The organism is Shewanella sp. TB7-MNA-CIBAN-0143 (assembly GCF_040310065.1).
Lineage (GTDB): Bacteria > Pseudomonadota > Gammaproteobacteria > Enterobacterales > Shewanellaceae > Shewanella.
Window position 1 is genome coordinate 1 of the sequence record NZ_JBEOPL010000139.1, and the last position, 245, is coordinate 245.

Consider the following 245-nt stretch of genomic DNA (forward strand, 5'->3'; position numbering starts at 1 on the left):
GCATCAACCCGACCTACTTATTACGCTTGAGAGCGATAGCTGGTGGGAAAATAAATTATCAGTCATTAAAAAAAATTACCCGTATTACATAGAATGCCCTAAAGACAATCGTTATGGCATGCACTTATACAGCAAGTTTAAAATACTCGATGCACAAATATGTGAGCTTATAGAAGAAGATATTCCCTCAATTCATATTTTATTTGAAAACGATGAAGGCCTGCAAATGCAAGGGCACTTTATTC

The 245-nt window shown here is 35.9% G+C and carries 1 protein-coding gene; it reads left to right on the forward strand.

Translation table 11 applies throughout. The features are described 5' to 3' along the window. Nucleotides 1-245 (forward strand): endonuclease/exonuclease/phosphatase family protein (locus AAEY97_RS21440; RefSeq protein ID WP_351001404.1); only part of this gene is annotated, 245 nt, incomplete at both ends.